The organism is Pararhizobium sp. LjRoot255, from assembly GCF_964252905.1.
In the GTDB taxonomy this organism is placed as follows: Bacteria; Pseudomonadota; Alphaproteobacteria; order Rhizobiales; family Rhizobiaceae; genus Pararhizobium.
Genome location: NZ_CAXUPQ020000001.1, coordinates 780378 through 804895, shown reverse-complemented (window position 1 = coordinate 804895; position 24518 = coordinate 780378). Strand labels below are relative to the sequence as shown.

Annotated in this window: 26 protein-coding genes and 1 tRNA gene; 15 read left to right on the top strand and 12 right to left on the bottom strand. The window is 59.8% G+C overall.

Annotated features, from left to right (window positions below):
* Positions 1 to 168: 168 nt before the first annotated feature.
* Both ACSQ2W_RS04055 and ACSQ2W_RS04050 read right to left on the bottom strand, forming a co-directional pair.
* Positions 169 to 450 carry a hypothetical protein gene (locus ACSQ2W_RS04055; RefSeq protein WP_436085106.1) on the bottom strand — a complete coding sequence of 94 codons (282 nt, stop codon included), beginning with the start codon at positions 448 to 450 and terminating at the stop codon, positions 169 to 171.
* Positions 451 to 559: 109 nt separating this feature from the next.
* Entirely contained in the window at positions 560 to 4414 is a 3855-nt protein-coding gene (locus ACSQ2W_RS04050; RefSeq protein WP_436085105.1) for a PAS domain S-box protein, read from the bottom strand.
* 246 nt (positions 4415 to 4660) lie between these two features.
* On the opposite strand from ACSQ2W_RS04050, the gene ACSQ2W_RS04045 reads away from it, so the two are divergent.
* Both ACSQ2W_RS04045 and ACSQ2W_RS04040 read left to right on the top strand, forming a co-directional pair.
* Entirely contained in the window at positions 4661 to 5110 is a 450-nt protein-coding gene (locus tag ACSQ2W_RS04045; protein ID WP_436085104.1) for a phasin, read from the top strand.
* Positions 5111 to 5278: 168 nt separating this feature from the next.
* A tRNA-His gene (locus ACSQ2W_RS04040) sits at positions 5279 to 5355 on the top strand.
* A 56-nt stretch (positions 5356 to 5411) separates the two neighbouring features.
* On the opposite strand, the gene ACSQ2W_RS04035 is transcribed toward ACSQ2W_RS04040, so the two are convergent.
* Entirely contained in the window at positions 5412 to 6293 is an 882-nt protein-coding gene (locus tag ACSQ2W_RS04035) for a LysR family transcriptional regulator (protein WP_436085103.1), read from the bottom strand.
* A gap of 15 nt (positions 6294 to 6308) precedes the next feature.
* On the bottom strand, positions 6309 to 6650 hold the full coding sequence (locus ACSQ2W_RS04030) for a putative quinol monooxygenase (protein WP_436085102.1): 342 nt from the start codon (positions 6648 to 6650) through the stop codon (positions 6309 to 6311).
* A 160-nt stretch (positions 6651 to 6810) separates the two neighbouring features.
* Here ACSQ2W_RS04030 and ACSQ2W_RS04025 point away from each other — a divergent pair, with 160 nt between their 5' ends.
* From ACSQ2W_RS04025 to rirA, 4 genes are all read left to right on the top strand, one after another.
* Positions 6811 to 8307, top strand: coding sequence for a CoA-acylating methylmalonate-semialdehyde dehydrogenase (locus ACSQ2W_RS04025; protein ID WP_436085101.1), 1497 nt, complete (start codon positions 6811 to 6813; stop codon positions 8305 to 8307).
* A 178-nt stretch (positions 8308 to 8485) separates the two neighbouring features.
* On the top strand, positions 8486 to 9577 hold the full coding sequence (locus ACSQ2W_RS04020) for a YjgN family protein (RefSeq protein ID WP_436085100.1): 1092 nt from the start codon (positions 8486 to 8488) through the stop codon (positions 9575 to 9577).
* On the top strand, positions 9567 to 10637 hold the full coding sequence (locus ACSQ2W_RS04015; RefSeq protein ID WP_436085099.1) for a M48 family metallopeptidase: 1071 nt from the start codon (positions 9567 to 9569) through the stop codon (positions 10635 to 10637). Before ACSQ2W_RS04020 ends, ACSQ2W_RS04015 begins: the two co-directional genes overlap by 11 nt.
* 255 nt (positions 10638 to 10892) lie before the next feature.
* Positions 10893 to 11354: an iron-responsive transcriptional regulator RirA gene (gene rirA / locus ACSQ2W_RS04010; RefSeq protein ID WP_436085098.1), complete on the top strand. Its 462-nt coding sequence runs from the start codon at positions 10893 to 10895 to the stop codon at positions 11352 to 11354.
* A 54-nt stretch (positions 11355 to 11408) separates the two neighbouring features.
* Here the strand turns inward: rirA and ACSQ2W_RS04005 are convergent, their stop codons facing one another.
* Both ACSQ2W_RS04005 and ACSQ2W_RS04000 read right to left on the bottom strand, forming a co-directional pair.
* Positions 11409 to 11798 carry a response regulator gene (locus tag ACSQ2W_RS04005; protein WP_436085097.1) on the bottom strand — a complete coding sequence of 130 codons (390 nt, stop codon included), beginning with the start codon at positions 11796 to 11798 and terminating at the stop codon, positions 11409 to 11411.
* 72 nt (positions 11799 to 11870) lie between these two features.
* The gene (locus tag ACSQ2W_RS04000) at positions 11871 to 12578 is read right to left on the bottom strand and encodes a helix-turn-helix domain-containing protein (protein WP_436085096.1); all 708 of its coding nucleotides are present in this window, start codon (positions 12576 to 12578) and stop codon (positions 11871 to 11873) included.
* A 481-nt stretch (positions 12579 to 13059) separates the two neighbouring features.
* Here ACSQ2W_RS04000 and ACSQ2W_RS03995 point away from each other — a divergent pair, with 481 nt between their 5' ends.
* The 8 genes from ACSQ2W_RS03995 to ACSQ2W_RS03960 all read left to right on the top strand — a co-directional run bounded on the left by ACSQ2W_RS03995 (position 13060) and on the right by ACSQ2W_RS03960 (position 20445).
* The gene (locus ACSQ2W_RS03995; protein WP_436085095.1) at positions 13060 to 14655 is read left to right on the top strand and encodes an ABC transporter substrate-binding protein; all 1596 of its coding nucleotides are present in this window, start codon (positions 13060 to 13062) and stop codon (positions 14653 to 14655) included.
* Positions 14656 to 14748: 93 nt separating this feature from the next.
* Positions 14749 to 15753 (top strand): ABC transporter permease subunit, encoded by a 1005-nt coding sequence (locus tag ACSQ2W_RS03990; protein WP_436085094.1) that lies wholly within the window; start codon positions 14749 to 14751, stop codon positions 15751 to 15753.
* Between the two features lie 9 nt (positions 15754 to 15762).
* Positions 15763 to 16656, top strand: a complete 894-nt coding sequence (locus tag ACSQ2W_RS03985) for an ABC transporter permease subunit (RefSeq protein ID WP_436085093.1) — start codon at positions 15763 to 15765, stop codon at positions 16654 to 16656.
* Positions 16656 to 17507, top strand: a complete 852-nt coding sequence (locus ACSQ2W_RS03980; protein ID WP_436085092.1) for an ABC transporter ATP-binding protein — start codon at positions 16656 to 16658, stop codon at positions 17505 to 17507. Before ACSQ2W_RS03985 ends, ACSQ2W_RS03980 begins: the two co-directional genes overlap by 1 nt.
* Positions 17507 to 18331, top strand: coding sequence for a dipeptide ABC transporter ATP-binding protein (locus ACSQ2W_RS03975; protein ID WP_436085091.1), 825 nt, complete (start codon positions 17507 to 17509; stop codon positions 18329 to 18331). The genes ACSQ2W_RS03980 and ACSQ2W_RS03975 overlap by 1 nt, the downstream gene beginning before the upstream one ends.
* A gap of 129 nt (positions 18332 to 18460) precedes the next feature.
* Positions 18461 to 18805, top strand: a complete 345-nt coding sequence (locus tag ACSQ2W_RS03970) for a RidA family protein (RefSeq protein ID WP_436082525.1) — start codon at positions 18461 to 18463, stop codon at positions 18803 to 18805.
* A gap of 228 nt (positions 18806 to 19033) precedes the next feature.
* Positions 19034 to 19204: a hypothetical protein gene (locus ACSQ2W_RS03965; protein WP_436082524.1), complete on the top strand. Its 171-nt coding sequence runs from the start codon at positions 19034 to 19036 to the stop codon at positions 19202 to 19204.
* A 104-nt stretch (positions 19205 to 19308) separates the two neighbouring features.
* Entirely contained in the window at positions 19309 to 20445 is a 1137-nt protein-coding gene (locus ACSQ2W_RS03960) for an AI-2E family transporter (protein WP_436085090.1), read from the top strand.
* 55 nt (positions 20446 to 20500) lie between these two features.
* Here ACSQ2W_RS03960 and ACSQ2W_RS03955 read toward each other — a convergent pair whose 3' ends face one another.
* The gene (locus tag ACSQ2W_RS03955; protein WP_436085089.1) at positions 20501 to 21298 is read right to left on the bottom strand and encodes a response regulator; all 798 of its coding nucleotides are present in this window, start codon (positions 21296 to 21298) and stop codon (positions 20501 to 20503) included.
* Between the two features lie 239 nt (positions 21299 to 21537).
* Here ACSQ2W_RS03955 and ACSQ2W_RS03950 point away from each other — a divergent pair, with 239 nt between their 5' ends.
* Positions 21538 to 21723, top strand: a complete 186-nt coding sequence (locus tag ACSQ2W_RS03950; protein WP_436085088.1) for a NepR family anti-sigma factor — start codon at positions 21538 to 21540, stop codon at positions 21721 to 21723.
* A 178-nt stretch (positions 21724 to 21901) separates the two neighbouring features.
* Here ACSQ2W_RS03950 and ACSQ2W_RS03945 read toward each other — a convergent pair whose 3' ends face one another.
* The 5 genes from ACSQ2W_RS03945 to ACSQ2W_RS03925 all read right to left on the bottom strand — a co-directional run bounded on the left by ACSQ2W_RS03945 (position 21902) and on the right by ACSQ2W_RS03925 (position 24431).
* Positions 21902 to 22177, bottom strand: a complete 276-nt coding sequence (locus tag ACSQ2W_RS03945) for a hypothetical protein (protein WP_436085087.1) — start codon at positions 22175 to 22177, stop codon at positions 21902 to 21904.
* Positions 22178 to 22406: 229 nt separating this feature from the next.
* A complete protein-coding gene (locus tag ACSQ2W_RS03940) occupies positions 22407 to 22655 on the bottom strand; it encodes a glycine zipper domain-containing protein (RefSeq protein ID WP_436085086.1) in 249 nt (82 codons plus the stop codon).
* Positions 22656 to 22714: 59 nt separating this feature from the next.
* Complete coding sequence (locus tag ACSQ2W_RS03935) at positions 22715 to 22870, bottom strand: DUF3309 family protein (RefSeq protein WP_436085085.1); 156 nt, start codon at positions 22868 to 22870, stop codon at positions 22715 to 22717.
* 92 nt (positions 22871 to 22962) lie between these two features.
* Positions 22963 to 23832: an alpha/beta fold hydrolase gene (locus tag ACSQ2W_RS03930; RefSeq protein WP_436085084.1), complete on the bottom strand. Its 870-nt coding sequence runs from the start codon at positions 23830 to 23832 to the stop codon at positions 22963 to 22965.
* A 389-nt stretch (positions 23833 to 24221) separates the two neighbouring features.
* A complete protein-coding gene (locus ACSQ2W_RS03925) occupies positions 24222 to 24431 on the bottom strand; it encodes a hypothetical protein (RefSeq protein WP_436085083.1) in 210 nt (69 codons plus the stop codon).
* Between the last annotated feature and the right edge of the window lie 87 nt (positions 24432 to 24518).

Below are 24518 nucleotides of genomic sequence, written 5' to 3'. Positions count from 1 at the left end.
TGTTTAGCATTCAAATTCTCGAGGCAGCTTCTTAGCTGCCTCTTTTTTTTACCCCGATTGTAGGGGGTCGCCAATTTGTGCTGCTAGGAAACCGTGACCACCGGCAGCCGGTGGAGCAACAGTGGCGAGCAAAATGGAAGGGTGAAAGCGGAGGCCGGACTTTCTGACTCACTGACGATCTTTGAGGGTTTGCTGCAGAGCTTTCAGTACGAGGCTCGCCAACTCGGAGTGGATATCAGCACGTGATCTGCCGTCGTCCTCACAGATCGGATCGACTTCCTCTAACGATTTCAGCAATTCGGCTCCGCCTTCCTTGCATTCGGGCAAGAAACTGAAATGAACGGCACCGGTGACGGAGGCATATGATCCGTGTGACGACAGCTCCGCCAGCCGATCGGCGATCACCGCCGCAGGGATCGTCCCGCTGCTGCCGAGATTGATGAAACTCATCGGGATCGCGATCTTCTTCAGGCTCTTTGTCTCATAGGCTTGCGCGAGGCCCGGATCGATCAGAACAGCAGATTGAATGCGGCGACTGACAGCAGTTGATAACCGCCAGCTAATTTGCCAGCACCCGCTGCGACGGGAAGGAAATCTCGACCAGCGTGCCTTCGTTCGGTGCCGAACTGATCGAGAACTGGGCCCTGTTGGCTTCCGCCATGGCCTTGGTCAGCGGCAGGCCGAGGCCGGTGCCGTCGCCGCGCTTGCGCACGCCGGTTGTCACCTGCCGGAACGGTTTCATCGCCTGCTCGAGCTCCGTGCGGGTCATGCCGACGCCGGTATCGCGGATGCGCAGGATGACGCTTCCATTGGCCTCATAGGCCGTCGAGACGACGATCTGGCCGCCCGACGGCGTGAAACGGATGGCGTTCGACAGGATATTGAGGGCGATCTGCTTGATCGAGCGGTTGTCGGCAACCACGTTCGGTACTGAACCCGACAGTGATGTGCGAATGATCACGCGCTGGCTGTTGGCCTGCGGCTGCACCAGCGACACGGCTTCCGAGACCGCATCATTGATCTCGACAGCGGTGAACTCCAGATCCATCTCGCCGGCTTCGATCTTCGAAATATCGAGCAGGTCGTTGACGATGTCGAGCACATGGCGACCGGAGCGACCGATGTCGCTCGCATACTCGACATAGCGGGGGTTGCCGATCGGGCCGAAATGCTCGCTCGCCATCATGTCGGAAAAGCCGATGATCGCGTTCAACGGCGTGCGGATCTCGTGGCTGACGCGGGCGAGAAAATCGCTCTTATGGGCATTCGCCGTTTCGGCGGCGCGCTTGGCATTGCGCAGTTCGTCTTCCGTCCGCTTCCATTGGGTGATGTCGCGGATGACGGCGCAGAAGCCGTTGGAGGAGGAGAGGCGGCCCATGGTCATGAACAGCGGGATGAAACCGCCGGAGGCCTCGCGGCCGATCACTTCGCGGCCGTCATTCAGTACGCTGGCGACACCGTGGCCGGAAAGGCCAGAGAGATAGTCCAGCACGGCCTTCTGGCTCTCATGGGCAAACAGCATGGCAAAGGGCTTGCCGCGGATTTCGCCCTCATCATAGTTGAACAGCGCGCTCGCCGAGCGGTTCAGCGAGCGGATTTCTCCGTCGGCGCCGACAACGACGACGCCGTCCGTCGCCGTTTCGAGGATCGAGTGCAATTCCTCGGTCTCCATGCGCAGCGCCTGGATTTCCGGGTTCTTTTCTGCCTCTGGTGCCGTGTCTTCCGGCGAGGATTCGGTTGCGACTGGTGTTGCCGGCGCATGCACCGCCGAAAGCGCCATCATCAGGGCGCTCTTGCCTTCCCAGCGGATCGATTGCAATCGCGCCGTCACAGGAACCAGATTGCCGTCATTGCGGATGACCATCAAGGCGCCGTCAGGCATGTCGAGGAGACCGTCGTCATCGCCGGCGAACAGAGCATCGATCCCACCTTCCTCCCGCAATTCGTCCAGGCCGGAATAGCCGGTGAGCTTGAGGAACTCGGAATTGGCATGGAACAGATCGTCGCCGCTGTGAACGAGAAGGGCAATCGGCAGATTATCGAGGAGTTCCGGCGTCAGGCTGCTGTTGCTGCTGGTGCGCGGCGGCACGATTGCGGCAAGCGCGTCGGGCAGGGCGGTCTCGGTGGCCGGGGTCGCCGCGCCATCGATATCAACAAAAGCATCCGTGCCGGTGCTATCAGCCTTCAGTTGTGCTGTCTCGTCGACCGCATCGGCGATCATCGGCTCGTCGGCGACGGGTTTGTCAGTCGCCGGCCCATCTTCGTTCGCGCGCTTTTCGAAGGCTCCGCCCAACTGACGCGCGATCTCCAGGAACGCGGCTTGCTCGCTGCGGCTTAAAGCCTCGGTACCCGGCGGCCGGTGGCTGTTGAGCTCAATCACTTTGTCGGACGCGCGGCGCCTCGTCGTCTCGACCAGTTTCAATGCCGGACGCTCACCACGGAATGGATCTTCTGGCGGAAGCTCTGCTGCGGGCTGCTCGTGTTCCAGCCCGGCAAACAGGTCTTCCTCGTCGGGTTCATTCGGTTCGGCTTCGGCAGCAAGATCAGCGGTCGATTGCGCGGGGCCAGCAGTTTCAACATCGTCGTCGGTGCCGTCGCCCGCGATCCCGTCATCCACGATGGTTTCGTCCAGGACCAAGCCGTTGACCGCGCCTTCCTGACCGCCGCGACCATCGTCCACGTCTGCCGCATCAACGGTTCCACCGTCAATTTCTGCAGACGCGTTCTCGTCGATCGAGGAAGCCACCGGCTCGCCGAATGTCAGGCCGATCGCCTGCCCGTCCTCGACCGCATCGGCCACGCGCACGATGCCGAAACCCCGAAAGCCGTCGAATTCGCGATTGCGCGAATAGGTCGGAAGGGCCGCCAAATCGACCGGGACCTGCAGGCTGGTCCCTTCGACCGGCCACAAAATGGTCTTGCCAGACCAGGTATCGCGCCGCTTCAGCAATTCGCCGATCGTGTTGCCGGGATCGAGATGGTACCGCGCCGCCAGCTCGGTGAAGCGCTGGCCGCCGACATCGGCGGATTTCGGCCCGACTGCGGTCGCGAACTCCTCGGAAATTTCACTGAAACGCCCGTCGGAATCGATCTTCCAGACGAAACGCACGGCCCGGCTGTTCGGCTCGAAGACGAAACCCTGCGCCGCGCCGTCTGCACTGGCCTCGTCGTGAAATGCCTTTTCCGATGCATTTTCGACCGGCGCTTTGGCCGCTTCCTCGTCCAGAAATGCTTCTTCCAGAGCGGCCGCAACCATATTCGGCGCAACGGCAGGCGAAGCAGCCTCCTCGTCCGGTGTGTCCTGCTCCGTCTCATTCAACGTTTCATCCGCGACTGTCACGCCCTTTTGTTCGGTAAGGTGCTCGACCCCTGCGGCGATGGCTTCGCCGACCTCGGCGAGGTCGTCTTGTTCCATCGCCTCGGCGGGGGGCAGGTTCGGCTGCGGTTCGGCATCGGTGTCGTCTGCTTGTGCAATGTCGCGAGGTGCTACGTCACCGTCGATGGAAGGCTGTTCGGTCTCGTCGGCAGAATCCAGCGTATCCACGAGGGCGGCCTCGTCTCCCGTTTCCAGCAGATCATCGGCCGACGCTTCTATTTCCGCCGGGATTTCCTCGATCGTTTCAATCTCGTCGATAACATCGTCCGGCAGGCTTGCTGCCGAAAGAAGCGGTGCGGCTGCCGCGGATGGTGCGGGCGCTTCCTCGGTTTCCTCGATTTCGCGGAAATCCGCGCCCGCATCGAGATTGCCGAGAATAGTCTCGACGGCGAAAAGCAGGTGCAGGGGAGGATTTTCGGACAGTTTGCCGATCGCCGCCGGCAGATGGCCTTTGCCGGTCGGGACCGGGCGCTTGACCAGCCAGTCGCTGTCGCGGCCAACTGCGGCGACCAGCGTCCGGCAGGTCTGCGGCGTCATGGAAAGAGCGTCGAAGCCGGGGGACGCGGCAAGAAGCGAACCTTCGCCATCGAGGACCGCCATATGCGTATCGGGATCGTCGAAGCCCGAGATCATTCGGGCGGCGCGTTCTTCCGCGGACAGCGGCTTGCCGGTGCGCGGGGCTGCGAAAAGGATTGCGGTTTCGCCCGGCCGCACGGTGATCATCTCCACCGCAGCGTTGACGGAAAGGCGCTGGAAGCCCGAGGCGATGCGCATCAGGAAGGACCGTTTGTCGCCGCTGCGTTCGAGCTGCCGGGCTGCCGTCTCCATTTGGCGATAGGCGGCGTCGTTGCGGTTGGCGCCGTTGTCGATGAAGTCATAGATCGACGGCTGGCCGAACAGGAAGGCGCCCTCGCCATTCGACCACAGCACCCGGCTCATGTCCGGCGAAAACAGGACGGCCGCGTCGCCCCTGGCAAAATGCTCCCGCACCCGCTCGTGAACGGCGATGTCGATGAAGGGATACGATTTTGCGGGCATCGGCTGACCTGGTTTAAAACCGTCACACGGACGGGATTGTTAACAGTGTATTAATAGCCGTCGCGGCGGCGGGGGTCCAGCTTGCGGGCCATGCGCCACCGGTCTTTCGCCGCGGAAGGTTAATGGCTGCCGGTTTGTTTGTTGTGCGATGCACAAATATATTGCAATGCACAACGAAATCGCCTATATAGACATCATCTCAACGCGGGTGCCTCAGGAGAGGGCCCAAACCAAGGAGCGCAGATCATGGCTACCAAGAAAACAGACGATGCCTTTTCGCTGGCTGCATTCGACCCGACCAAGGTGACCGAAACCTTCCGCGATTTCGCGGAAAAGGGTGCCGCCCAGTCAAAGGAAGCCTATTCGAAGGTGAAGACCGCGGCCGAGGACGCGACGAAGACCGTTGAAGCAACGCTCGAAAGCGCCCAGTCCGGCACCGTCGAACTCGGCCTCAAGGCGATTGAAGCCCTGCGCACCAATGCCGAGAATTCGCTGTCGCATCTGGAAGCGCTGCTCGGCGTCAAGTCCGTTTCCGAATTCTTCGAACTGCAGACCGCCTTCCTCCGTAAGCAGGCCGAGCTTGCCGTCGAGCAGGCGAAGTCGATGCAGGAAGCCACCCGCAAGGTTGCCGAGAACGTCGTGAAGCCCGGCAAGGACGCCGCCGAGAAGGTCATCTCCGGCTTCAAGAAGAACTGATTTGGCCGGCGCCGGTTAGCCGGTGCAGCCCCATCACGGAAACCGGGTGATCCCTTCACCCGGTTTTTTCACATCAAACGGCAAGTTATGTCTTGCAAAAAATACGGACTGCCCGTATTTGACCCGGAAAGCGGCACCGGACTTTTGTTTCGTGTGTCTGTCTTATGTGCGGTTGTAGCTCAGTTGGTTAGAGCGCAGGTTTGTGGCACCTGAGGTCGGAGGTTCGAGACCCCCCAACCGTACCATTTTTCCACTTGTATCTCAGAAACCGTCTGTCGCGTCCGCGCGGGCACTTGCATGTTCAAACAAAAATGTGATGTTCCGCGGTCACCAGCTCCTGAAGGAAATCGGCTACGGTGCGGACGCGGACGAGATCGCGGGCACTTTCGTGGTAGGTTGTCCAGTAGGCCCGTCGGATCGTCGTGTCGGGCAGGATGCGGATCAACTCGGGATATTGGCGAGCAATGTAATTGTGCAGGATGCCGACCCCGGCGCTGGAGCGTACCGCCTCAGTCTGGCCCGTGGCGCTGGAAATCTCGAAGGCTGCATCCCAGCTGCGCATCACTTCGCCGGTGAAATTGAGCGAGGCCGTGAAGATCAGGTCCTCGACATAACCGATGCGGCGGTGGCTCTTCAGGTCCTCGATGGTTTCAATTATTCCATTGGCCGCCAGATACTCCTGCGAGGCGTAGAGCCCGAGCGTGTAGTCGGTCAGTTTCGAGGAAATCAGCCGGCCCTGTTCCGGCCGCTCCAGCGTGATGGCGATATCGGCCTCGCGTTGCGACAGCGAAAAAGAGCGCGGGATAGGCACGAGTTGGATGCGCAGTTCCGGAAAACGCGCCGTCAGCCGGCCAAGGCGCGGCGCGAGGAAGGAGACGCCGAAACCGTCCGGCGCGCCGACGCGCACGGTTCCGGCGATCGCCGTGTCGATACGGCCGATTTGCGCCTGCGCGGCCAGCATTTCGGTTTCCATCCGCTCGGCGGCGTGCACGAAGATCTCGCCTTCGGCCGTCAGCTCGCAGCCATTCGTGCGGCGGATCAGAAGCCGCGACTTCAACGATTCTTCCAGCGCCGTCACCCGCCTGCTTAATGTCGCGTGATTGACGCCGAGCCGCTTCGAAGCTGCGAGGATCTGGCCGGTTCGCGCCACGGCCAGGAACATGCGCACGTCATCCCAGTTCATCTGTTCCCTCGGTTTTCACGATGCGGAAAAGGTGGCGGGCTTCGCGCGCATGGCGATGGGAGCGACGTCAACAAGCGTGAGCGACCTGACCATGCCGGCGGTCAGCGTCTTGTATCTGAGAAAATGGGGCGTCTGCAGATGCGCCTCGTAGTCCCGCTGGTTGGCGTAGACTTCCAGAATACGGATCTTTCCTGGCTCATCCTTCAGCGCGACGGCGTGCAGCATCAGGACACCCGGTTCCAGCGCGACGGACGCCTCGATTTCTTCGCTGAGCAGCCGACAATAGGCTTCGAGCTTGCCGGGATCTATGTCGAGTTCCGCCATTCTCGCCATTCTCTCACTGCCTGCTGTCGCCATTTGATCGACACCCTATGTTGTTGAGGTTATTGCGCGCTTACAGCACGATCCGCCTGCACCGAGCTTTAATTTCTGCACAACGGTTCCTGAATATCGCGCGTTGATTTGTGTATATTGTAGTGCGACACTCTCGGCATAATCAAGATCAGGAGGATCACCCATGTATGAGATTGGTCATTTCATTGGCGGCAGGCGCGTTGCCGGTACCAGCGGCCGCACGAGCAACGTCTACAATCCGGCAACCGGCGAAGTTCAGGCCACCGTGGCGCTTGCAAGCGAAGCGGAGATGGATGCAGCCGTGCAGAACGCCAAGGCGGCACAGCCGAAGTGGGCTGCGACGAACCCGCAGCGCCGCGCCCGCGTCTTCATGAAATTCGTTCAGCTCCTGAACGAGAACATGAACGAACTGGCGGAAATGCTCTCCAGGGAGCATGGCAAGACGATCGAAGACGCCAAGGGTGACGTCGTCCGCGGTCTCGAGGTCTGCGAGTTCGTCATCGGCATTCCGCATCTCGCCAAGAGCGAGTTCACCGAAGGCGCCGGCCCGAACATCGACATGTATTCGATCCGCCAGGCCGTTGGCATCGGCGCGGGCATTACGCCATTCAACTTCCCCGCCATGATCCCGATGTGGATGTTCGCGCCGGCGATCGCCTGTGGCAACGCCTTCATCCTGAAGCCGTCCGAGCGTGATCCGTCCGTGCCGATCCGCCTTGCCGAACTGATGATCGAAGCGGGTCTGCCTGCCGGTATCCTCAATGTCGTCAATGGCGACAAGGGCGCGGTCGATGCGATCCTGACCCATCCGGACATCTCCGCCGTTTCTTTCGTCGGCTCGACGCCGATCGCCCGCTACGTCTATGGCACGGCTGCGATGAACGGCAAGCGCGCCCAGTGCTTCGGCGGCGCGAAGAACCACATGGTCATCATGCCGGATGCCGACATGGACCAGGCCGCCAACGCCCTGATGGGGGCGGGCTACGGTTCGGCCGGCGAGCGCTGCATGGCGATCTCGGTTGCCGTCCCGGTTGGCGAGGACACCGCCAACCGCCTGATCGAAAAGTTGACGCCGATGGTCGATAGCCTGCGCATCGGCCCCTATACCGACGAGAAGGCCGACCTTGGCCCGGTCGTTACCAACGAAGCGAAGGAGCGTATCCTCGGCCTCATCAACAAGGGTGTCGAACAAGGCGCCAAGCTCGTCGTCGACGGCCGCGATTTCAAGCTGCAGGGCTATGAAAATGGCCATTTCATCGGCGGCTGCCTGTTCGACAACGTCACGCCGGACATGGACATCTACAAGACCGAAATCTTCGGACCGGTTCTCTCCGTCGTTCGCGCCAAGAACTATGAGGAAGCTCTCGACCTGCCGATGAAGCATGAATACGGCAACGGCGTCGCGATCTACACTCGCGACGGCAATGCCGCCCGCGATTTCGCAAGCCGCATCAACATCGGCATGGTCGGCGTCAACGTTCCGATCCCGGTTCCGCTTGCCTATCACTCGTTCGGCGGCTGGAAGTCCTCGTCCTTCGGCGACCTCAACCAGCACGGCACGGACTCGATCAAGTTCTGGACCCGCACCAAGACGGTCACGAGCCGCTGGCCGTCGGGCATCAAGGACGGTGCCGAATTCTCCATCCCGACGATGAAGTAAGCTTCCTCCCTCATCCTCCGCAAATTGGGCCTCCTCGTCGGAGGCCCTTTTTCGTTGTGATCGCTCCGGCTGGTTGACCTGCGGTGGCAGCCGTTTAAGACTTGCGCGGAAGGCCGAATATCGGGGGGTAGTCGGCCGTTCCTTGATCTGCACGCAATGATTATGGAGAGGGGCGACTATGAGCACGATCGAAACGGCACCCTTGCCGTCGGCATCACAGAATTTTCAAAGGCTGTCTTTTACCGGAACCGCCACGGAATATTTCGGCATCTGGATCGTCAATATCCTTCTGACGATCCTCACGCTCGGCATCTATTCGGCCTGGGCGAAGGTGCGGCGCAACCGCTATTTCTACGGCAACACGGTTCTGCTCGGCCGGGCCTTCGAATATCATGCCAAGGGCAAACAGATCTTCATCGGCCGGCTGATCGTCTTTGCTTACCTGATAGTCTACAATATTCTGCTGACGGCGTTCCCGATCGCCGGCCTTGCGCTCGGCGCCGTCATTCTCCTCTTCTTTCCCTGGCTGATCATGCGCGGCCTGCGCTTCAGTGCCCGTGTCACAAGCTATCGCAACGTCCATTTCGATTTTACCGGGAAGATGGGCGGCGCGTTCGTGGCCTTCATGGCCGGTCCGGTCATGGCCTTCCTGTCGCTCGGCATCCTGGCGCCGCTCGCCAGCCGCTGGATGTATCGCTACATGGGCAACAACCTGCGTTATGGCAGCCGCGCATTCGCTACCGACCCACGGCTAGGGCCGATCTACCAGACGTGGTCCTTTTCGGCGCTGATTATCGTACTCGGTATGCTGATCGTCGGCGTCGCCGTAATTGCCAATATTTCCGTCATCGTCGCGCTGATCGACAATCCGGATGTAATCTCGCCAGAGATGAACGCCTCGCTCTTTCTCTTGGGCGTCGTCAGCTATCTGGCCGTGCTTCTCTCCTTCGGCATTGCAACTCTGTTTTATCGTGCCGGCGTGCGCAACATCGCCTGGTCCTCGACTGTTCTCGATCGCGGGCATAGGCTCAAAAGCGATCTGTCGCGGTTCCGCTATGTGTGGATCGCCATCTCCAATGTTGTCATTACCATTCTGACCCTGGGCTTGATGCGGCCCTGGGCTGCGGTGCGCATGGCGCGTTATGTCAATGAGCATACGGCAATCCGTTTCGATGGCGACGTCGGCGAAATCCTGGCTGTGGTCGAGCGCGAGGGCACCGCCGTCGGCGCCGAGTTCATGGAGTTCGAGGGCCTCGATTTTGGCTTCTGATGACCAGTTTATTTGCCGCGGCGACTGGCATCCGCGCAGTTCCAGCCGGTCCGTGCGGGCCGGGCTGCTTGCAAAGGATGGGGAGATTGCAGCGGTTGCGGAGGAGGGGGAAGCAGCGCTCGCTTTCGGCGTCTTTCCAGCCCTCGATATTTCCGCTCGGGTTGGCTCGATCCCCCGCCGCATCGAGTTTCCCGATGGTTCGCTGTTCGAAACCACCGATAACGATGCGATCGACCGCTTGCTGCGTGCGAAGGGGCGCAGGCGAGCCGGCCTGGTACACGCGCTCGAGCGGTTTCATCCACGCCTGCTGCTCTTCGTTGCCGCAGTTTTCCTGCTGTCCGGCCTGGTCTACCGTTACGCGCTGCCGGTTCTGGTCGAGGTCGCCGTCGCAGTTACGCCACCGGTCGTGCCGCGCCTGATGTCCCTCAGCACGCTGGAGACGCTGGACCGCACCGTGCTCGACGAAACAAAGCTGGACGAGGCAAAAAGGGACGCGATTTCCGCAGGTTTCGTCCGTATCGCGGCACAGTCCGTGCGTGGCGCTTCCGCCTATACGTTGAACTTCCGGGAAGGTGGCGTGATCGGTCCGAATGCCTTCGCGCTACCGGACGGAACACTGATCATCACCGATGAACTGATTGAACTTGCCGGCAATGACACCGAAATGCTTATCGGGGTGCTGGCGCACGAGATCGGCCATGTCGAGCTTGAGCACAGTCTTAGGCAGATCTACCGGGCCGCCGGCGTGGCCGGCCTGATCATGCTGATCGCCGGCGACGTGGGTGACAGTGTCGAGGACCTGCTTGTCCAGGGCGGCGGTCTGCTGGCGCTGTCCTATTCCCGAGCGGCGGAAAGCGAGGCTGACCGTCATTCGGTCGAACTGATGGAAAAGGCCGGATACGACCCCGCTGCCATCGCCCGTTTCTTCGAAATCCTCGAACAGAAGCTCGGCGATACGTCGGGCACAAATATGCTGTCGACACATCCGGGCACCCCGGAGCGCAAGAAGGCGATCCTCGATTACCAGGCGAAGTTGCGTCAGGAACAGGCGACGAATTAGGGTGGCACCGGAATGTTCGCGTTCACTTAACAAGCCTCTCGTATTTATGGGGGCGAAGGGTGCATAAGAAACTGATGATGATCACATTGAGATGATTTTCTGCTTTTTGGAATTGTTCCAAACTGTCATCCGTTCTATATGAGGATGACAGTCATGAAATCACCGGCAGGGCGCCGCAATACCTTGTGATTTCGACGGCGGCTCAGCGGTTCGTTTGAACCGAGGGGCGCAGAAAAGTAAAACTTGGAGCAAAGAATGCGCCTGACGAAGCAAACGAACTACGCAGTCCGCATGCTGATGTATTGCGCTGCCAATGATGGCCATTTGAGCCGCATTCCGGAAATCGCCAGGGCCTATGGCGTATCCGAACTCTTTCTGTTCAAGATTCTGCAGCCACTCAACAAGGCTGGTCTTGTCGAGACGGTCAGGGGCCGTAACGGCGGTGTACGCCTGCCCAAGCCTGCCGCCGAGATCAGCCTCTTCGACATCGTCACGGTGACCGAAGACAGCTTTGCCATGGCGGAATGTTTCGAGGCGGGTGAGATCGATTGTCCGCTCGTCGACAGCTGCGGCCTGAACGCGGCTTTGCGCAAGGCGCTGAATGCCTTCTTCGAGGTCCTGCAGCAATATTCGATCGACGACCTGGTGAAGGCCCGGCCACAGATCAACTTCCTGCTCGGCCTCGACCAGATCACACATCCGAAAACGGCCGCTTGAGGCTAACTCTGTCGGAATTATCAAAGCCCGGTTTATCCGGGCTTTTTGCTGGCCCTATTTCCGTGTCACATATTCCCTGAGGATGAACTCGATCGCGGTCGGATCGAGTTCCGCCTTGTCGATACGGAAATCGGCCCCATACTCCTCGAATTTCTGGAAATAGGGGTCGGCGAGGGATGAGGAAATCACCCCGATCGGCCCGATGAAACCCTGTTGGCGTATGACTGGTACGGTTTCGCGAAAATCCGCCTGTGGCTGCAGCCGGTTGTCAATCAGTACCATGGATACGGGCTTCCCGGATTTGATGAAGTCGAGGGCCGCGTCGATCGTCTCGCAATAATGCAGACGGATTTCTGCGCTCGAAACCCTTTTAATCAAGCCTCGCATGATCAGGTTCTCTGCCGGATCATCGTCAACGAGCAAGATGTGGATCGGTTCTGTCATGATGATCTGCTGTTCGGCTTAATGAATGGCTGGTGAAGAAGAGTGGCGGTGGGGGCCCTTTTCGGTCGGATATCACTGTATGATCTGCTCCCGTATCGCCTTGGCTACCATCTGGGTTCGGTTGACCACGTCGAGTTTCTTCAGGATCGTCGCCGTGTGCGAGTTGACCGTGTGTTCGGACACGGAGACGATCAGGGCAATCTCGCTTGCCGTTTTGCCATGCGAGATCCAGCGCAGTATTTCCGTTTCCCTTGGCGTCAGGCCCAAGCCCGCCTTGTTGGAGAGAACCAGCCGGTAAAGATAGTCGAACGCGCAGATCGCATCGTAACAGAGCTCGAAATGCGCCTGCTGGTCAATGTCCTCACAATCGCCGAGAAACAGCACCGCGTAACGCGCGCCGTTCAGGCCGGTCACCGGCACGCAGATCAGCATTTCGAAACCGAGCTGGTCCACCAGGTTGCTGCCTTGGCCGAGGGGGTCGTCGGCTTTCCATATGGACGGAATGGTTGAGGCATGGAGGCTCTTGTAGGCCGCGGAATCGGCGAAGCGATGACGCTTGTCATATGCCTCCGCGAGGCCCGACGGCAGATCATGCAGTACAAGCCGGTTCGACAGCGTGCAGGCATCGCCTTCGTTTCCGAGCTGCAGGATGCCGAAATGGTCGAAGCCGAAACGCAGCGACATCGCATGGAAAATTCGAAAGAAATCGACCCGATTGAGAGCTTTCTCCAAATCGCTGTCGAAGTGGTATCGCCGGTGGTTTTTCAAAAGGGTTGCCACGACGCCGTCGTCCCCAGTGTCCCGCAATAGAAGTGTACCGCGCGGATCACTTTAAGCAACTAGTAGTTCAGCGAAAAAGGCAGTTGTCGGCGGTTTTGACGCATGACGATCGGGAGACCGGCGGGAAGAGGGAGGGCTGCGTTTGGTCGCTTCGTCTATCCCCGCCCGCAGACGTCGGCCTGGCAGTCCTCCCACCCCGCAAGAGGCTCATGCCATGACGGAAGCCTGATCGCTATCCGTGTAATTTGGGATTGACATTGACGGTGAAACGAAATCGATTCGTTCGACGGGCGGCGGCGAAAAGAAAGCCGTGCACAGCGTCCCCTTTGTCGCATCCGGAAGAATTTTCCAATTGGACAAATTTTTTTGGTCGCTTATTGCATTGCCCGATCAAATGTCGTTCCATCCGGCCTTGACCGGAAGCAATGGTGTTCTGCGTCAGAAAAATATGAGAACAAGAACAAAACTGGGAAACAAGCTGATGAAAAAGCTCTCTACTCTCCTTGCAGCGACCGCAATCGCCACATTGATGGCCGGCTCTGCATGGTCAAAGACCTTGGTTTATTGCTCCGAAGCATCGCCGGAAGGCTTCGATCCAGGCCTCTACACAGCCGGCCAGACATTCGACGCGTCTTCGCGCACAGTCTATAACCGCCTGGTAGAGTTCAAGCATGGTTCGACGGAACTCGAGCCGGGCCTTGCTGAAAGCTATGAAGTCTCCGCCGACGGCACCGAATACACCTTCAAGCTGCGCCCGGGCGTCAAGTTCCAGACCACCGAATTCTTTACGCCGACGCGTGAACTCAATGCTGACGACGTCATCTTCTCGTTCGAGCGCCAGTACAAGGCCGACAACGCCTGGAACAAGTATGTTGCCGGCGCTTCCTGGGAATATTTCTCGGGCATGGGTTTCCCGGACCTGATCGAGTCGATCACCAAGGTTGATGACCTGACAGTCAAGTTCAAGCTGAAGCGAGCCGAAGCGCCGTTCCTTGCCAACCTCGGCATGGACTTCGCCTCGATCCTGTCGAAGGAATATGCCGACAAGCTCGCCGCCGACGGCAAGATGGAACTGATGAACCAACAGCCGCTCGGCACCGGTCCGTTCACCTTCGTCGCCTACCAGACGGACGCGGCGATCCGCTACAAGGCCAACCCGGATTACTGGGCCGGCAAGGAAAAGATCGACGACCTCGTCTTCGCCATCACGACCGATGCCGCAATCCGCGCGCAGAAGCTGAAGGCTGGCGAATGCCACGTCATGCCTTATCCGAACGCCGCCGACGTTGCCGAGTTGAAGAAGGACGAGAACCTGACGGTTCTGGAGCAGGAAGGCCTGAACGTTTCCTACCTCGCCTACAACACGCTCGTTCCGCCGTTCGACAAGGTTGAAGTGCGCAAAGCGCTCAACATGGCCGTCAACAAGCAGGCGATCGTCGATGCCGTGTTCCAGGGGGCCGCAAAGGTCGCCAAGAACCCGATCCCGCCGACAATGTGGTCCTATAACGACGCCATCGAGGACGACAAATACGATCCGGAAGCGGCAAAGAAGATGCTTGAAGACGCTGGCGTCAAGGATCTCAAGATGAAGATCTGGGCCATGCCGGTCGCCCGTCCGTACATGCTGAACGCCCGCCGTGCAGCGGAATTGATGCAGGCCGACCTTGCCGCGATCGGTGTGACCGTCGAAATCGTCTCCTATGAATGGGCTGAATACCTGAAGCTCTCCTCCGCCAAGGACCGCGACGGTGCGGCCATCCTCGGCTGGACCGGTGACAACGGCGATCCGGACAACTTCCTTGATACCCTGCTCGGTTGCGACGCCGTCGGCGGCAACAACCGCGCCCAGTGGTGCAACAAGGAGTTCGACGACCTGATGACCAAGGCGAAGGCAACCGCCGACGTCGCAGAGCGCACGAAGTACTATGAAGAAGCCCAGGTGATCTTCAAGAGAGAGGCACCCTGGAACACGCTCGACCACTCGCTGGTCTTCGTTCCGCTGAGCAAGAAGGTCTCCGGCTTCGTCATGGATCCACTCGGTATTCACCGCTTCAACGGCGTTGATATCGCAGAATAATCCTTCCATCCTATCTTTGCCACCGCATGTGCGGTGGCAGTTCCGGCGGCTCGATTTCTTCGGGCCGCCGGTTTCACAACCGGACTAACGCCCATGTTGCGCTTCATTTTCGGACGGCTCGCCGTCCTCATCCCGACGTTTATCGGGGTTTCCGTTATCGCTTTCTCGTTCATCCGCCTGTTGCCCGGTGACCCGGTGATGCTGATGTCGGGCGAGCGGGTGATGTCTCCCGAACGTCACGCCCAGCTGATGGCCGACCTTGGTCTCGACCGGCCGATCTACATTCAGTATTTCGACTATCTCGTGAACCTGTTGCAGGGCGATTTCGGAAGTTCGATCGTCACCAAACGCGCCGTGCTTGCCGATTTCCTGCAACTGTTCCCGGCAACCGTCGAACTGTCGCTCTGCGCCATCATACTGGCGGTCTGTCTCGGCGTTCCGGCAGGCGTCCTGGCGGCGGTCAAGCGCGGCACCTGGCTTGATCAGGCCCTGATGGGAACCGCGCTGGTCGGCTATTCCATGCCGATCTTCTGGTGGGGCCTGCTGCTCGTCATCTTCTTCTCGGGCTTTCTCGGCTGGACGCCCGTTTCGGGCCGCATCTCGCTGATGTACTTCTTCCCGCAGGTCACCGGCTTCATGCTGATCGACAGTCTGATCTCGGGGCAGGCAGGCGCTTTCAAATCGGCGGTAACCTATCTGATCCTGCCGACCATCGTGCTTGCGACCATTCCGCTCGCCGTCATCGCCCGCCAGACGCGCTCTGCGATGCTGGAAGTGCTTGGCGAGGATTATGTCCGCACGGCCCGTTCAAAGGGTCTGTCGCCGTTCCGGGTCATCGGCATCCACGCGCTGCGCAATGCCCTGATCCCGGTCGTCACCACCATCGGACTTCAGGTGGGGGTTCTGCTCGCGGGAGCGATCCTGACCGAAACCATTTTCTCCTGGCCCGGCATCGGCAAGTGGATGGTCGATTCGGTCTTCAAGCGTGACTACCAGGTCGTGCAGGGCGGGCTGATGCTGATTGCCGCCGTGATCATGGTCGTGAACCTCATCGTCGATGTGCTCTACGGGTTCATCAATCCGCGTATCCGGTATTAGGAGGTTCCGATGGCTGTTGTCGAAATCAAAACCGTCGCGCCGCCGACCGGTCTCGCCGAGTTCTGGTTCTATTTTTCACGCAACAAGGGCGCCGTGATCGGGTTTGCGATCTTCCTGATCATCCTGTTGCTTGCCATTTTCGCAACGTTCGTTGCGCCGCATAGCCCGAGCATTCAAAACCGTGAGGTCCTGTTGCTGCCGCCGGCCTGGGTTGAAGGCGGTAGACTGGCCTATTTTCTTGGAACCGACGCCGTCGGCCGCGATATCCTGTCCCGCCTGATCTATGGCGCGCGTTTCTCGCTGTTCATCGGCGTTGTGGTGGTCAGTATTTCGGTCGTCTCCGGCGTGCTCGTCGGACTGATCGCCGGCTATTTCCGCGGCCGCACCGATACGATCATCATGCGTGTGATGGATATCATCCTGGCTTTCCCGTCGCTGCTTCTGGCCCTCGTGCTTGTCGCGGTTCTTGGTCCCGGGCTGGTCAATGCGATGATCGCGATCTCGCTCGTCAACCTGCCGCATTTCGTGCGCCTGACGCGTGCGGCGGTCATGACCGAGCGCACCAAGGATTATGTCATCGCCTCGAAAGTGGCGGGCGCCGGGACGCTGCGGCTGATGTTTCTGACCATCCTGCCCAATTGCCTTGCGCCGCTGATCGTCCAGGCGACGCTTGCTTTCTCGTCTGCGATCCTCGATGCGGCGGCCCTGGGCTTTCTCGGCATGGGCGCCCAGCCGCCGACGCCCGAATGGGGGACGATGCTGGCCGAAGCCCGCGAATTCATCCAGCGCGCCTGGTGGGTCGTGACTTTCCCCGGCCTTGCCATTCTCATTACCGTTCTCGCCATCAACCTGATGGGGGACGGCCTGCGCGATGCGCTTGACCCCAAGCTGAAGAGGTCGTGATGTCCCTTCTCCTAGTCGAAAATCTGGTTGTCGAATTCCAGACGGCCTCCGGTCCTTTCCGGGCCGTGAATGGTGTGTCGCTCAAGGTGGATGAGGGCGAGGTGCTGGCAATCGTCGGGGAGTCCGGTTCGGGCAAGTCCGTGTCCATGCTCGCGGCGATGGGCCTTTTGCCCTGGACCGCGAAGGTGACGGCCGACAAGCTGCAGTTCAACGGCATCGATCTTCTCGGCATGTCGCCGTCGGAACGCCGCAGGATCGTCGGCAAGGACATTGCCATGATCTTCCAGGAGCCGATCGCCAGCCTCAACCCCTGCTTCACGGTTGGCTACCAGATCGAAGAGGTGCTGCGCATCCATCTCGGCCTCGACAAGGCGGCCCGCCGGGCGCGCGCCATTGAGCTTTTCGAACTGGTTGGCATCCCCAATCCCGAGGAACGGCTCTCCCATTTCCCGCACCAGATGTCCGGTGGCCAGTGCCAACGCGTCATGATCGCGATTGCGCTGTCCTGCAATCCGAAACTGCTGATCGCCGACGAGCCGACGACCGCGCTCGACGTGACGATCCAGAAGCAGATTCTGGACCTCCTGATGCGGCTACAGGCGGAGCAGGGCATGGGGATGATCATCATCACCCATAATATGGGCGTGGTGGCTGAAACCGCCGACCGCGTCATCGTCCAGTACAAGGGCCGCAAGATCGAGGAGGCGGACGTGCTGTCGCTGTTCGAATCCCCGAAAAGCATCTATACGCGCGCGCTCCTTTCGGCCTTGCCGGACAATGCCACCGGCGACCGGCTGCCGACGATTGCCGAGTTTCTCAGCGACGACCAGATTTTTGCAGGAGCTGTATGATGACCCCTGTTCTTGAAGCGAGAAACCTCGTCCGCGATTATCATATCCCGGGTAGCCTGCTCAAAAGGGGCAGGATCGTCCATGCCGTCAAGGGCGTGAGTTTCGCGGTCGATCAGGGCAAGACGCTCGCCATCGTCGGCGAGAGTGGTTGCGGCAAGTCGACCTTGGCCCGGATCGTCACGATGATCGACCCGGCCACGTCGGGTGAGATGCTGATCGACGGGGAAAAGGTCGATATTGCCAGGGACGGCCTGACCGCGGAAATGCGCCGCAAGGTACAGATTGTTTTTCAGAACCCCTACGGCACGCTCAACCCACGCAAGAAGATCGGCGACATTCTCAGTGAGCCGCTGATCATCAACACCAGGATGAACGCGGGCGACCGGCGCGACAAGGCCATGGCCATGCTGAAGAAGGTCGGGCTTGAGGAAAAACATTACGGCCGCTATCCGCATATGTTCTCCGGCGGCCAGCGCCAGCGCATCGCCATTGCCCGCGCCTTGATGCTCAACCCGAGGCTTCTGGTGCTGGACGAGCCGGTTTCGGCGCTCGACCTTTCGGTGCAGGCGCAGGTGCTCAATCTGCTCGCCGATCTGCAGGACGAGTTCCAGCTGACCTATGTCTTCATCAGCCACGACCTGTCGGTGGTGCGCTATATCGCCGACGACGTGATGGTCATGTATTACGGCGAAGCCGTGGAATACGGCAGCCGCGAAGACGTCTTCAGTGACCCGAAGCACAGCTATACCAAGACGCTTTTCGCTGCGACGCCCCGCGCCGATGTCGACAGCATCAAGGCGCGCCTTGCCCGAAAGGCTGCCTGATTTCCAACTGGGCGGAATGGTGCCGACCTTTTTCGCAATGACGGTTTCGCTTGCAGGAAATCTGCGATAAATCGCCTGCGTCACAACAATCACAGATGCGGCCCGCCGCACATCACGAGGACTATGAAGATGGACATCAAACGCTTCGAAACCGGCCCGCGCATGAGTCAGGCTGTCGTGCACAACGGCACGGTCTATCTCGCCGGCCAGGTTGGCAATGCCGGTGACGACGTTGCGACCCAGACCAAGCAGGCGCTTGCCGAAGTTGACCGCCTGCTGGCGCTCGCAGGCACCGACAAGAGCCGTATCCTGTCGGCGACGATCTGGCTTGCCGACATGGTCGATTTCCCGAAGATGAACGCTGTCTGGGACGCCTGGGCATCGCAGGGCAACACCCCGGCGCGCGCCACCGGCGAAGCCAAGCTCGCGAGCCCGGAATACCTCGTCGAAGTTATCGTCATCGCGGCTCTCTAAGGCGCAGGAAATGACGGCGGCCGGCTTTGCCGGTCCCGCACGCGGAATTCGAGCCGGCGCCTCCAGGACGCCGGCTTTTTTATCTTCGGAAGAGAACAGTCGTCGCCCGGCCATGGCGTTTGACCGTCTTCGCGAGGATCTTTCGTGTCAGTGGCCGGAACAAATCCACGGCTCCCGCGTTAGCCGGTGCGTTCCTCCGGAATGCGCTCGACCGCAAGGGAATGTGCCATGCTGTACTGGCTGCCAAGGCTATGCCTGTTCCTGTTCATTGCTGCGGTTGTGGGCTTTGGTGCCCTGCCCGCAACATCGGAGGACATTGCCAATACGCTGATCGTGGTGGCCCTCGGCCTCGGTCTGTTCTCGCTGACGCTTCATGTTTTTCCCCCGGGTCGATATTGATGTTGCCCGTGGACATTGACGCATGCACACCGCTTCGGCGTTTTCCGCACAATGGATGGCAACTGTCAGTCCGGGGCACGCCGGACCCTTGGGAGAGATGAAAGATGAGTGCTGCCTTGCCGGGGAGTGGGATATTCAAGCAACGACAGCACTTGAGGCAGGCTGAAATCGAGGCGCAGGCGGCGGAGGCCGATATTCCGGAAACGTCGCTGAAAACCGGGCTCGATCTGGTGGTGGCCTGGAGCATCGTCGGCACGTTCATCATCTTCGCCTCGGCGGTGATCTACATGATGGAAGCGATTCTCATGCCGGTCACGCTTGCCATCGTCATCGGCATGGTTCTGGGGCTTGCCGCAGACCGGTTGGCACAATTCGGACTGCCTCCCGTGCTTGGCGGACTTTTGCTCGCCATCATCTTCGTCGTCGGGCTGTTCTTTCTCATCAACGCCCTGATCGAGCCGCTGACATCGCTTGCCCAGCAGGCGCCCGGCATCCTCGAACGGGCGATTGAACGGATCCTTCCCTTTATCGAGCGGTTCGAATGGGCAAAGATGGCGATCGCCGGCACGGATGAAAAAGCCGTAACCGATGCTGCCATCCAGAACGCCGGCACCATGCTCGGGCTTGTCGCGTCGGGGGTTACGCCAGCCTTCGTCCAGACGTTGATCTTTCTGGCCGCGCTCGGGCTTTTTCTCGTGGGGCGCGCGCATCTGCGCAAGACGATCATTCTTGCCTTTGCAACACGCGATCGCCGCCTTGCTGCGATCCGCATCATGAACGCCACCGAAAATGCCGTTGGGTTCTATTTTTCGACAGCAAGCGTGATCTATCTCGTCCTTGGCACGATCACCGCGGTGATCGCATTTGCCGGCGGTCTGGCAGTGGCGCCGCTTTGGGGGCTGTTCGCCTTCGTCTCCAGCTTCATTCCGTATCTTGGCGTCACGGCAATGACAATCGCGCTTCTGTGCGCTGGCCTGATGACGCATGACGCGCTGCTACTGGCGCTGGCGCCGGCCGCCGCCTTCTTCATGCTGCATCTGGTGATGGAAAACCTGGTGACGCCGGCGATCCTTGGGCACAGACTGGAGATCAACCCGTTTCTGGTCTTCCTGGCCATCATGTTCTGGACGTGGATGTGGGGTGCGGTCGGCGCCATGCTGGCGCTGCCGCTGTCGCTGATCGCAATGACGATCTTCAACGAGGTGCGGACCAGCCACCCTGAACGGCAGCTTCCAGGATAAGGGCGACAATTGCGTCGTGGATCGCGCGACAGAGGCCGCGGGCGCGACCGACACGTCAGCGTTTGCCTGAGCGGGCGTTTTCGTCGAAGAACAGCGCCTGGCTGATCAGCGCCTTGACCATCTCCGGATTGAACGGCTTGGTGACAAGAAAGGTCGGCTCCGGTTTCGTACCAGTCAGCAGACGTTCCGGGAAAGCGGTGATGAAGATCACCGGGATCGCAATGCTTTTCAGGATATCATTGACCGCGTCGATGCCGGAACTGCCATCGGCGAGCTGGATATCGGCAAGAATCATCTTCGGCGTGGTCTTCTCGAAAAGCGCAATGGCTTCGCTATAGGTTCTTGCCACGCCGGCGACCTTGTGACCAAGACTCATCACCATGTCCTCGATATCCATGGCGATCAGCGGTTCGTCCTCGATGATGAGGATTTCGGTGGCGACCTGGCTGGAAATGTCTTCGGACGCTTCGCGCAACAGCGCGGCGGCTTCCGTATCGGTAACGCCAAGGATATCAGCGGCTTCGTCCGGCGTGAACCCTTCGACGGAGACGAGCAGGAACGCCTTGCGAGCGGCGGGTGGCATCACCGAAAGATTTGCTGCCGCGCGCTTTTCCCAGGTGTAGGGCGAAGCAGCATCCGGGAGATCTATGGTGATTGTCTCGAACAGCGAGCAAAACAGCTTGAACAGGTTGACCCGGTCATTGGTCCCTTGCGGAAAAAGCGTGATGTCGGCGATTAGCGCCTCCAGGACCGCCGCCACATAGGCGTCGCCCGAAGCCTGCGATCCGGTCACCGCGCGGGAGAAGCGGCGCAGATAGGGAAGATGGTCTGCGATCCGTGTGGAAAGTGACATTTAGGACTTCCTTCAGTATGATGGCGCCGACATTTCCCGGTGCCCAACGCTAATACGAGTCGAAACGCGGCATTGGTTTGAACATGTTTTATGGTTTATGGGAAGTTTTGAAGTGGGACGAAACACGCACAGGCCGAAGCAAAACCCCTAAAAATTTGGAATATATCAAGGATTTAAGCGTATCAAAAATACGCGTCACCGCCCGGCGATGCCGCTGTGGTGTCAGGAGTGAGACGTTTATGAGTGACATCCCGGAAAATCGGCGGCGGCCCGGAGGCAGGGCGGGTGGTGGCATGATGGACCCCAACAACCAGATTGCCTCCAAGCTGAGAGCACTTTACAGCGCGATCGAGCATGAGCCGATTCCCGACCTGTTTCTTGATCTTCTCGAAAGGCTGGACAGGGCCGAGCAAACCGGCAAATAGCGGCTCTGATACGCGATTTAGTGTAAAGTACTCGCACGACACGACGACGGCACAGCGAGTTACTGCGAGTGCTCGCCATACACGATGAAGGCGCAAGGAACACATTCCCTACGCCTTCAAAATCGATCTATCGAACAGACTCGGCCTTATTGCAATCGGCGCAGAGCGACTGATCTATTCAGCGAGGCTTCACGTTGGCATGATCGTTGGCGGAATCCGTGTCGGTGGCCGGCGTCTGGGTGTCGTGACCGGTGAACGGACTTCCCTGGCCGGGCGCCAAGGTACCGCTGTGACCGGCACTGTTGGTCGTAAAGGCGTGCGTCGTGGAAGATGCCGTGCTGCCGGACTTCAATCCATGCTGTTGCGCCTGGAAAAGGTGATCGTCCGCCTGGGCCACGGCGCAGGTGGAGATCAGCGTGACCGCCGCCGCGGTCATCAAGGTATGGATCTTCATCACAAAAACTCCTTCTCTTTTCTGCCCCCACACGTACGACACACCAGCCACCGCCGATATTCCCCGATCCGCAATCACATCCTCGTGAGCCGCATCCTGAAGAGCGATCACACCGGGGCTGAACCGCAATGACGCGCGCCGTACTAGCAAGTGGCGCTTCGACGTGATCGCACAAAAAAACGGGCCGAGGCCCGTTTTTCTGTCTTCATGCTGTGGCCGGTGACGATGGTCAGCAAGCTGCAATGTAGCGACGGCCGTAGCGATCGCGGTAGTAGCATTGGCCAGGCTCACTGGCATTGCCGATCAGCGCGCCGGCGACACCGCCGACCGCTGCTCCCACTGCTGCGCCACGAACATTGCCGGTTGCAGCGCCGCCGATGATGGCGCCGGATGCTGCGCCGATACCGGCACCTCTTTCCGTCTGGGTGCAGGCTGCAAGGGGAAGGATAAGGGCAACTGCGAGGAGTATCTTTTTCATGATGGCTTCCTTTTCAAGGATCGTTGATAATCTAACAAGGCGTCTAACAAGGCGGCCGATCAGACACGGCCCATCAGCACGAGAATAAGGAGGATGATGACGACCAGCCCGAGGCCCCCCGAGGGCCCATAGCCCCAACCGCGGCTGTAGCCCCAGTTCGGAAGCGCACCGATCAGCAAAAGAATAAGGACGATCAGCAGTATTGTACCGAGCATGATGTTTCCTCTCCAGGTTCGGACTTTGGGGCCACGTGGTATGCTTGCGGAAACGTATGTGATGCAATTTTGTTCCAACGAGCGATTGTGAACTAAGGTCCGAGCGGAAGGGCGAGATGGAGAGGCGCCGGCTTTGCCGGTTTCACAAGATCGTTCTTACGGTTTGCCGTCAGCGGGCCGAAGAGGAGGAAGGCGGCGACCAACTGGTCGACATTTTCGCGGGCCTCCGCCATCGGCAGGTGGCCGACCTTGTCGAGGATGACGGTATGTACGCGCGGCAGGCGGCCGGACAGGTGGATCTGGTGCGACGGTGGAACGATCGCGTCACGGGCGCCGATGATATTGAGCACCGGCACGTCGATGAGCGCGAGTTCATCGACGACCGACGCCTGCGACATCCAGGTAACGAAAGCGACGATGTCGTCCGCCCGCGACTTCATGAGGTGCTCGCGGACCTGTTCCATGGTTGCAATGGTTTCTTCCGTCTCCCAGCCGACGCTCTTGTCGAATACGCATTCGAGCGATCCCCAGCGGAAGGTTTCGCGCGTGGTAATCCAGCCGGTGAAGAGCCGGATGAAAAGAAGGCGGCCAAGCAGCGGCAGCCTGAGAATACGGGCCGCCAGCCGTTCCTGGCCGACAAACCGGCCGCAGGCGAAGGCACCCATGAGAATGACATTGCTGACGAGGTCAGGACGGTGGCGCGCCAGCAGCAGCGACACGAAACCGCCGGTCGAGTGGCCGATCAGGGTCACGGGTTCTCCATCGAAATCGCGTTCGATCGCCGCCGCATAGGCATTGACGATATCGGCGGTCTTCAGCGCTCCGCAAAGGCCGTCCAGCGTCCAGGGACTGTGCCCGGGCAGAGGATAGGCTGCCGCCTTGCCTTCCCGCACGATACTGGGGGCGAAACAACTCCAGAAGGCCGGCGCCATGACCATTCCATGGATGAGCACGGTTTTCACGCCCGGATCCTGGGAGAGCCAATGGGGCGAAGGGGGACGCAACATTGCCGACATCCTTGAGCCGCGTCAGCAATGATGCCTTGAGGAGTTTGGTTGTCTGAGGCAGGCGCAATCCGGGTTTGGATCGCGTATCCGGGGTTCACCAAGTCACGCCAGGCATTCCTTGACGCATTTTCCAAACGCGACCCGGCAAAAAAGGTTCCGTGTTGCCGCAGCGATGTCATTCATTTCTTGAAGCGGATTGGAGGCTTTGGTGCCCGGATCGATCTGCGGATTGTCCGGGCCGGTTATCTGCGGCGTCGTGCCGGTGGCCGTCCACAATGATTCGCTTGCAAGACGAACGGGTGGGCACAGGCCGCCGTTTTTTCGTTCGATCGCGCGGGTTCAATTCATAGTGGGCCACGCGTCTTCGCGGCTTCCTCCGCCGCGTCGAGTTCCTTGAGAAGGTCGGTAAATGCCTCATCCGTCTTGGGCATCCGTTCGCTGGCATAGAGATCGCGCAAAGTCCTGCCGATATGCAGGTTTTTTTCAAGCGTTCGGCCCGGCTGGCGGACCGCCGCTGCCGCGGACTTCCAGATGCTCGACGTGGGTACGGTCATTTTAAGATCTCGCATGGGCTGTGTGCCTTCACAACGTTCCCTACGCCGGGAAGGTTCCGCAATGCGAATGGCTAATCCGTGTCAATT

Coding starts and splice junctions, on each gene's coding strand:
- ACSQ2W_RS04055 (WP_436085106.1), bottom strand. CDS start 450: ATGAGTTTCATCAATCTCGGCAGCAGCGGGACGATCCCTGCGGCGGTG.
- ACSQ2W_RS04050 (WP_436085105.1), bottom strand. CDS start 4,414: ATGCCCGCAAAATCGTATCCCTTCATCGACATCGCCGTTCACGAGCGG.
- ACSQ2W_RS04045 (WP_436085104.1), top strand. CDS start 4,661: ATGGCTACCAAGAAAACAGACGATGCCTTTTCGCTGGCTGCATTCGAC.
- ACSQ2W_RS04035 (WP_436085103.1), bottom strand. CDS start 6,293: ATGAACTGGGATGACGTGCGCATGTTCCTGGCCGTGGCGCGAACCGGC.
- ACSQ2W_RS04030 (WP_436085102.1), bottom strand. CDS start 6,650: ATGGCGACAGCAGGCAGTGAGAGAATGGCGAGAATGGCGGAACTCGAC.
- ACSQ2W_RS04025 (WP_436085101.1), top strand. CDS start 6,811: ATGTATGAGATTGGTCATTTCATTGGCGGCAGGCGCGTTGCCGGTACC.
- ACSQ2W_RS04020 (WP_436085100.1), top strand. CDS start 8,486: ATGAGCACGATCGAAACGGCACCCTTGCCGTCGGCATCACAGAATTTT.
- rirA (WP_436085098.1), top strand. CDS start 10,893: ATGCGCCTGACGAAGCAAACGAACTACGCAGTCCGCATGCTGATGTAT.
- ACSQ2W_RS04005 (WP_436085097.1), bottom strand. CDS start 11,798: ATGACAGAACCGATCCACATCTTGCTCGTTGACGATGATCCGGCAGAG.
- ACSQ2W_RS03995 (WP_436085095.1), top strand. CDS start 13,060: ATGAAAAAGCTCTCTACTCTCCTTGCAGCGACCGCAATCGCCACATTG.
- ACSQ2W_RS03990 (WP_436085094.1), top strand. CDS start 14,749: ATGTTGCGCTTCATTTTCGGACGGCTCGCCGTCCTCATCCCGACGTTT.
- ACSQ2W_RS03985 (WP_436085093.1), top strand. CDS start 15,763: ATGGCTGTTGTCGAAATCAAAACCGTCGCGCCGCCGACCGGTCTCGCC.
- ACSQ2W_RS03980 (WP_436085092.1), top strand. CDS start 16,656: ATGTCCCTTCTCCTAGTCGAAAATCTGGTTGTCGAATTCCAGACGGCC.
- ACSQ2W_RS03975 (WP_436085091.1), top strand. CDS start 17,507: ATGACCCCTGTTCTTGAAGCGAGAAACCTCGTCCGCGATTATCATATC.
- ACSQ2W_RS03970 (WP_436082525.1), top strand. CDS start 18,461: ATGGACATCAAACGCTTCGAAACCGGCCCGCGCATGAGTCAGGCTGTC.
- ACSQ2W_RS03965 (WP_436082524.1), top strand. CDS start 19,034: ATGCTGTACTGGCTGCCAAGGCTATGCCTGTTCCTGTTCATTGCTGCG.
- ACSQ2W_RS03960 (WP_436085090.1), top strand. CDS start 19,309: ATGAGTGCTGCCTTGCCGGGGAGTGGGATATTCAAGCAACGACAGCAC.
- ACSQ2W_RS03955 (WP_436085089.1), bottom strand. CDS start 21,298: ATGTCACTTTCCACACGGATCGCAGACCATCTTCCCTATCTGCGCCGC.
- ACSQ2W_RS03950 (WP_436085088.1), top strand. CDS start 21,538: ATGAGTGACATCCCGGAAAATCGGCGGCGGCCCGGAGGCAGGGCGGGT.
- ACSQ2W_RS03945 (WP_436085087.1), bottom strand. CDS start 22,177: ATGAAGATCCATACCTTGATGACCGCGGCGGCGGTCACGCTGATCTCC.
- ACSQ2W_RS03940 (WP_436085086.1), bottom strand. CDS start 22,655: ATGAAAAAGATACTCCTCGCAGTTGCCCTTATCCTTCCCCTTGCAGCC.
- ACSQ2W_RS03935 (WP_436085085.1), bottom strand. CDS start 22,870: ATGCTCGGTACAATACTGCTGATCGTCCTTATTCTTTTGCTGATCGGT.
- ACSQ2W_RS03925 (WP_436085083.1), bottom strand. CDS start 24,431: ATGACCGTACCCACGTCGAGCATCTGGAAGTCCGCGGCAGCGGCGGTC.